Genomic DNA, 7,348 nt, shown 5'->3' on the forward strand with positions numbered 1-7,348 from the left:
GATCAGTCATGAGCAAGCCTAAGCGCTATGACCCGGCGGCCATTGAAACCAAATGGCAGTCCCGCTGGGAAAACGAAAAGACCTACGCCTGTCATGTCGACAAGGACAAGAAAAAATACTATGTGCTGGAAATGTTTCCCTATCCTTCAGGGAACCTGCACATGGGCCATGTGCGCAACTACTCCATCGGCGACGTGGTGGCGCGCTTCAAGCGCATGCAGGGGTTCAACGTCATGCACCCCATGGGGTGGGACGCCTTCGGCCTGCCCGCCGAAAACGCCGCCATCAAGCACAACATCCATCCGAGCGTCTGGACGCATGCCAATATCGACAACATGCGCGCCCAGTTGAAGCGCCTTGGCTACTCCTATGACTGGGCTCGCGAAGTCGCCACCTGCGATGAGCCCTATTACCGTTGGGAACAGCTTTTCTTCCTGCGCTGGCTGGAAAAGGGCCTTGTCTACCGCAAGAAAGCCTCTCAGAACTGGTGCCCGCACTGCAACACCGTGCTCGCCAACGAACAGGTCGTCGACGGCCTGTGCTGGCGCTGCGATACGCCCGTCGTCCAGAAGGAACTCACCCAGTGGTTCCTCAAGATCACGGATTACGCCGACGAACTGCTCGCCGACCTCTCCAAGCTTGAGGGCGGCTGGCCCGACCGCGTGCTCAGCATGCAGCGCAACTGGATCGGCAAGTCCGTGGGCGCGGAAATCACGTTCCCGCTGGAATCCGGCGAAGGTGACATCAAGGTGTTCACCACCCGCCCCGACACGGTATTCGGCGTGACGTTCATGACGCTGGCCCCTGAGCACCCGCTCGTCGATTCGCTCATCAGCGGCAAGCCCAACGAGGCCGAAGCCCGCGCCTTCATTGAGCGGATCCACAACATGGATCGCATCGACCGCCAGTCCGACAGCCTCGAAAAAGAAGGCGTCTTCACCGGCGCCTACTGCCTCAACCCCTTCACGGGCCGCCAAGTCCCGATCTGGCTCGGCAACTTCGTCCTTGCCGAATACGGCACCGGTGCGGTTATGGCCGTGCCCGCTCACGACCAGCGCGATTTCGACTTCTCCAAGAAGTACGGCATGGAGCGCATCGTGGTCATCCAGCCCGAAGGCGAAGCGCCGCTCACTCCCGAAAGCCTGACAGAAGCCTGTACCGCTCCCGGCGTGCTCGTGAACTCCGGCGAATTCGATGGCCTGCACAACGAAGACGCCAAAAAGGCCATCGCCGACGCGCTGGAAGCGTCCGGCAAGGGCAAGCGCACCACCAACTGGCGCCTGCGCGACTGGAATATTTCCCGCCAGCGTTATTGGGGCGCGCCCATCCCGGTAATCTATTGCGACAAGTGCGGCATGGTTCCCGTGCCCGAAGACCAGCTTCCCGTCCGCCTGCCGCTGGACGTGCAGACGCACCCGGACGGCAAGTCCCCCCTGCCCCATACGCCCGAATTCTACAACTGCACCTGCCCGAAATGCGGCGGCGCGGCCAAGCGCGAAACCGACACGATGGATACCTTTGTGGAATCCTCGTGGTACTTCGCCCGCTATACCGACGCCCGCAACGACAAGGCTCCCTTCGACATGGAAGCCCTGCGCTACTGGCTGTCCGTAGACCAGTACATCGGCGGCGTGGAGCACGCCATCCTGCATCTGCTCTATGCCCGCTTCTTCACCAAAGTCCTGCGCGATCTCGGCTATTTCCCCAAGGAAATCGACGAGCCCTTCGCCAACCTGCTCACGCAGGGCATGGTTCTGAAGGACGGCAGCAAGATGTCCAAGTCCAAGGGCAACACCGTCGATCCCACGGAGATGATCGCCAAGTACGGCGCGGATACCGTCCGCCTGTTCTGCCTGTTCGCCGCGCCGCCGGAACGCGACTTTGACTGGAGCGATACCGGCATTGAAGGGGCTTCCCGCTTCCTCAACCGTGTCTGGCGCCTGTATGCCGACAGCAGCGAGTTCCTGTCGCCCGTGGGGGCCTGCTCCTCCTCCGCCGCCGACGCGACGACCCCGGCAGCCAAGGAAGTCCGCCTCAAGGAACACCTCACCGTCAAGAAAGCCGGCGAAGACATCGGCAACCGCTACCAGTTCAACACAGCCATCGCTGCGATCATGGAACTGGTCAACGCCCTGTACCTCGCCAAGGACGAGCTCGCAGCGACGGAAGAAGGCCGCAAGATCCTGTCCTCCGCCATGGCGACCGTGCTGACGCTTCTGTCCCCCATCACCCCGCACCTGTGCGAGGAATTGTGGGAAGGCCTCGGCCATGCCCGGAGCATCGATCAGGAGCCCTGGCCGGTATGGAAGGAGGACGCCTTGCAGCGCGACGTACTCACCGTGGTCATCCAGATCAACGGCAAGCTGCGCGGCAAGATCGAAGTCCCCGCCTCCGCTTCCAAGGAAGAAATAGAACGGCTCGCCCTTACGGAACAGAACATCGTCCGCCACCTTGAAGGGCTCACCGTCCGCAAGGTTGTGGTCATTCCCGGCAAACTCGTCAACGTGGTGGCCAACTGATGAACAGACCGCACCCGGATTCGGCGCATGCAGGGCATGGACGCCTGTACAGGCTTGCGGCGGGACTGCTGAGCGGGCTGCTCGCCTGCCTGATGCTGACCGGGTGCGGCTATGTCTGGCGCGGTCAGGAAGGCTCCCTGTCCGAAAACAGCGTGCTCGGCAACGGTTCCAAGACGCTCAGGATCAAAAGCGTGGAACAGACCTCGCTCTACCCTTGGCTGACCTATCAGGTCCGCTCGCTGGTACGGGACGACATCAACGCCCGGAACCTGGCGAAATGGGTGGACAGCGGACAGGCCGACTATACCCTGACCGTGCGCATCCCCAGCTTCAAGGTTCGCAGCTACGGCGAGTACAGAAGCGCCTCACAACTGTATACGGCTACCATCGCTATAGAATTCATCGTCTACGATGGAAAGACCAATACGGAAGTCTGGCGTTCGGGAAACATCTACTACAGTGAAAACTATGAAAACGCCAACGAGGAATCGGCCATCAAGTCCATCCTCGAAATGGCCGTGCGCCGTTGCATGGACGCCTTGCAGCAACGATTCTGACCTGACGGGACAAGGCCGTCGCTTTCGCCTATGACGACACGACCGGGTTTCAGCTTCTGCATATGCCCAGACGGGAAGCTCCTCCGCCAGCAGGTGGAGGAGCTTCTTGGTGCCCATCCCGACGCGGGGCGGGAACGGCATGTTTTCTGGGGTGACGACGAACTGCCGCCCAAATTCTGGGAAATCCTCACGCTCCAAGGGCTTTTTTCCACATCGCGGGTTTTGGTGATGCGCAACGCCCACGCCCTGACCGCCGATGTATGGAAACGCCTTTCCTCCGCGCTTTCCCGCCCCAATCCCCAGACTTGGCCTCTGTTTTGCCTTGAGGCCGCGTGGGAAAAGGGCCAGCCCAAGATCCCCGCGCATATAACCAAACTGCCGTGCTTTACCTTTGCCGACGCCAAGGGCTGGATCTGGCGCTCCCCCGGACTGGAGCCGCGCTCGCTCCGCCGCCACATCCAGATGCGCTCCAAGGCGCTGGGGCTGGATCTGGAGCCGGGCTGCGTGGACATTCTCGCCGAGACGCTTCTTCCTGATGCCGCCGCCGTGGACGCGGAATTGAGCAAGCTCCAACTGCTGGCGGACGGAAAACCGTTGACGCAGGAGCAGGCCCGCAGCGTCAGCCCGACGACCGAATTCAACGTCTTCGCGTTCCTGCGCCAGCTTCAGGCGGGGCAGGCGGCTTCCGTCTGGAAAAGCATCCTTGAGGAAGAATCCAAGGGCGAAGAACCGCTTTTCTACCTGCTCGCCATGCTCCAGCGTGAGGCACGCCAGCTTTGGCAGCTCCTTGCCGGGGAACAGGTTCGCATGGGCCCGTCCGATCAGCAGGCCAAACAGCAGGCGGCCTCCCGCCTCGGCGCCGCCGGGCTCGCCAGGCTCTGGGACGCCATGCACACCGCCGAGCTTTCCGTCAAATCGGGAAGGCGCTCCCCCAGCCAGGCGCTGGATGCCCTCATGGGGGATTTGACGCTGCTTTTCGCGCCCGCGCAACGCCGTTCCCCCCGCTGACGCCCTTTTTCATTTCTCATGGCCCATCCGGGCTTTCCCCCTTGCTTACCCCGCAGGACTGCTTATTATGTCAACTGGTACACCCCACTACGCCGGACACCGTGCCCGGCTGCGCGAGCGCCTTCTCAAAGACAGCACCGCGCTTGCCGATTATGAAATATTGGAACTCTTGCTGGGTTATGCGCTTTTGCGGCGGGATACCAAGCCGCTCGCCAAAGAATTGCTCTCCCGGTTCGGGAGCATCCGCGGCGTATTGGACGCACTGCCCGCCGAAATACAGCAAGTGGACGGCGTGGGTGAAGGCGTCGCGGCCCTTCGGCTCCTGCTTCGGGAAATGATGGCGCGCTACGCCGAAGCGCCGATGCGGGAACGGAAAGTTTTGTGCACGCCCCGCGACGTGGCGCAAATGGTGATCCCCCGGTTGTCCGGCTCTCCCCACGAGGAGCTCTGGACGGCTACCGTCGACGCCCAAAACCGCCTGCTCACCTGGGAGCGGCTGGCGCGGGGGACGGTCGGCATGGTTCCGTGCTATCCGAGGGACATTCTGGAGCGGGTGCTCCAGCGCAAGGCAAGCGGCTTCTTTCTGGTGCACAACCATCCCGGAGGGACGCCCAAGGCTTCGCCCGAAGATGTCGAAATGACGAGGAACATTCAGCGCATCGCCACCAGCATGGGGCTGCGCCTGCTTGATCACCTCATCGTGGGCGACGGCGCCTGTTACAGCATACGAGAGGACGGCCTGCTCTGAACCACGGGTTCTCCAACCGTACTACCTTTTGAGGATACAGCCATGACGTTTGATTCTGATAACGACAACGACGAAAAAAAAGAGGAAACACCCGTCCGCCGCCGTCGGAGGCCGGCCCGGCGCCGTGTCCCCGCTCAAATACAGGACGGGCAAATGGACGCCTCTTCCGAAGACGTTACGCCGGAACTGCAGGAAATCCCATCCACCATGCCCCTGCTTCCCCTCCGGGACGTGGTGGTCTTCAACTATATGATCGTGCCCCTGTTCGTTGGGCGTGAACAGTCCGTGCAGGCCGTGGAAGCCGCCGCAACGCACGGCCGCCATATTTTCCTCTGCGCCCAAAAAGACGGGCAGGTGGACAACCCCAAAGCGGACGATCTCTACCCGGTCGGCTCCGTGGCGCTCATCCTGCGCCTGCTCAAGATGCCCGACGGGCGCATCAAGGCGCTGGTGCAGGGGGTATCACGCGCCCGCCTCGTCGGTTTGAACGAGAGCGGCCCCTATCTGTCCGCCAATGTCGAGCTGATGCCCGAACCGGAAGCCGCCGCGCCCGAATCGGAGCAGGAAGCGCTCATCCGTTTCGCGCGCGAACAGTGCGAGCGCATCCTGTCCCTGCGCGGCATCCCCACCGGGGACATCATGGGCGTCCTCAGCAATGTGAACGAACCCGGACGCCTTTCCGATCTCATCGCCGCCAACCTGCGGCTCAAGATGGAGGAAGCGCAGGAAATCCTCCAGTGCATCGATCCGATGGATCGCCTGCGCCTCATCATCACGCATCTGGTGCATGAGTCCGAAGTGGCGACCATGCAGATCAAGATCCAGACCTCCGCCCGCGAAGGCATGGACAAGGCGCAGAAGGAATATTACCTGCGCGAACAGCTCAAGGCCATCCGCAAGGAATTGGGCGACGGCCCCGACGCCGACGAAGAACTGGAAGACATCACCAAGGCCATCGAAAAGGCCGGGCTCCCCGCCGAAGTGCGCAAAGAAGCCGACAAGCAGCTCAAGCGGCTCGCCGCGATGCACGGCGACTCGGCGGAAGCCAGCGTCGTGCGCACCTACCTCGACTGGCTGGCGGAATTGCCGTGGAAAAAGATGTCCAAGGATCAGCTTGATATCGTCAAGGCCAAAGACGTGCTGGACGAGGATCACTACGGGCTGGCCAAGATCAAGGACCGCATCCTTGAGTACCTCAGCGTCCGCAAGCTCAACCCCGACTCCAAGGGGCCCATCCTTTGCTTTGCCGGCCCTCCCGGCGTGGGCAAGACCTCGCTCGGCCGCTCCATCGCAAGGGCATTGGGGCGCAAGTTCCAGCGCATCTCCCTCGGCGGGATGCGCGACGAGGCTGAAATCCGCGGACACCGCCGCACATACATCGGGGCCATGCCGGGCCGCATCATTCAGGCGATGAAGCAGGCGGGAACCCGCAACCCCGTCATCGTCCTTGATGAAATCGACAAGCTCGGCAACGACTTCCGGGGCGATCCGTCTTCGGCCCTTCTTGAGGCGCTGGACCCGGAACAGAACTTCAACTTCAGCGATCATTACCTGAACGTGCCGTTCGATCTCTCCAAGGTGCTGTTCATCTGTACGGCAAACCATCTGGAGAATATCCCCGGCCCGCTCCGTGACCGCCTGGAAATCATTTCCCTGCCCGGCTATACGCAACAGGAAAAGCTGGCTATTGCCCGCAAGTATATCCTACCCAAGGAAATGCACGAAAACGGGCTGAAGGATCGCGAACTGACCTTGCCCGATGCGGCGATGAACCGCATCATCCGCGAATATACCCGTGAGGCGGGCCTGCGCAACCTTGAACGCGAAATCGGAACCGTCTGCCGCAAGATCGCACGGCGGAAAGCGGAAGGAGGCAAGCCTCCCTTCCGTGTGACGGCGGCGGGGCTCCCCCGGCTCCTCGGCGCGCCGATCTTCATCGACGACGAAGCCGAGCGCAAGCTCATCCCCGGCGTGGCCCTTGGCCTCGCGTGGACGCCCGCCGGCGGCGAAATCCTCTACATTGAGGTTTCCGCCATCAAGGGCAAGGGCGGGCTCACGCTGACGGGCCAGCTTGGGGACGTAATGAAGGAAAGCGCGCAAGCCGCCCTGACCTATGCCCGCGCCAAGGCCGACGAGCTCGGCATTGCGCCGGACTTCGCCGAGCACACGGACATCCACATCCATGTGCCTGCCGGAGCCACCCCCAAGGATGGCCCCTCAGCCGGCGTCACGCTGGTGACGGCGCTCATCTCCGCGCTGACCGGCAAGGCCGTGCGCGGCGATATCTGCATGACGGGTGAAATCACCCTGCGCGGGCGCGTCCTGCCCGTGGGCGGCATCAAGGAAAAGGTGCTCGCCGGGGTTGCGCGCGGCATCGGCCACGTCATCCTGCCCGCCAAGAACCAGAAGGACTTGGAAGACATCCCGCAGGAGCTCCGCCGCAAGATCGTCGTCCACACAGTGGACAGCATCGACGACGTCCTTCCGCTCGTGTTTGAAAAGAAATAGAAAAGATT

Annotated in this window: 5 protein-coding genes; all 5 read left to right on the plus strand. The window is 62.2% G+C overall.

The genetic code is table 11. The features are described from left to right. The first annotated feature begins 8 nt into the window (after window positions 1-8). Entirely contained in the window at window positions 9-2,519 is a 2,511-nt protein-coding gene (leuS, locus tag ACZM8Y_RS12260) for a leucine--tRNA ligase (protein WP_482333334.1), read from the plus strand. Next, complete coding sequence (gene lptE / locus ACZM8Y_RS12265; protein ID WP_337431336.1) at window positions 2,519-3,076, plus strand: LPS assembly lipoprotein LptE; 558 nt, start codon at window positions 2,519-2,521, stop codon at window positions 3,074-3,076. The genes leuS and lptE overlap by 1 nt, the downstream gene beginning before the upstream one ends. Window positions 3,077-3,106: 30 nt before the next feature. Next, entirely contained in the window at window positions 3,107-4,084 is a 978-nt protein-coding gene (holA, locus tag ACZM8Y_RS12270; protein WP_479859044.1) for a DNA polymerase III subunit delta, read from the plus strand. 67 nt (window positions 4,085-4,151) lie between these two features. Continuing rightward, entirely contained in the window at window positions 4,152-4,832 is a 681-nt protein-coding gene (locus tag ACZM8Y_RS12275) for a JAB domain-containing protein (protein ID WP_302552120.1), read from the plus strand. 153 nt (window positions 4,833-4,985) lie between these two features. Next, window positions 4,986-7,340: an endopeptidase La gene (lon, locus tag ACZM8Y_RS12280; RefSeq protein ID WP_482333344.1), complete on the plus strand. Its 2,355-nt coding sequence runs from the start codon at window positions 4,986-4,988 to the stop codon at window positions 7,338-7,340. Window positions 7,341-7,348: the final 8 nt, after the last annotated feature.

The sequence above is a fragment of the Bilophila sp. genome, from assembly GCF_057864385.1.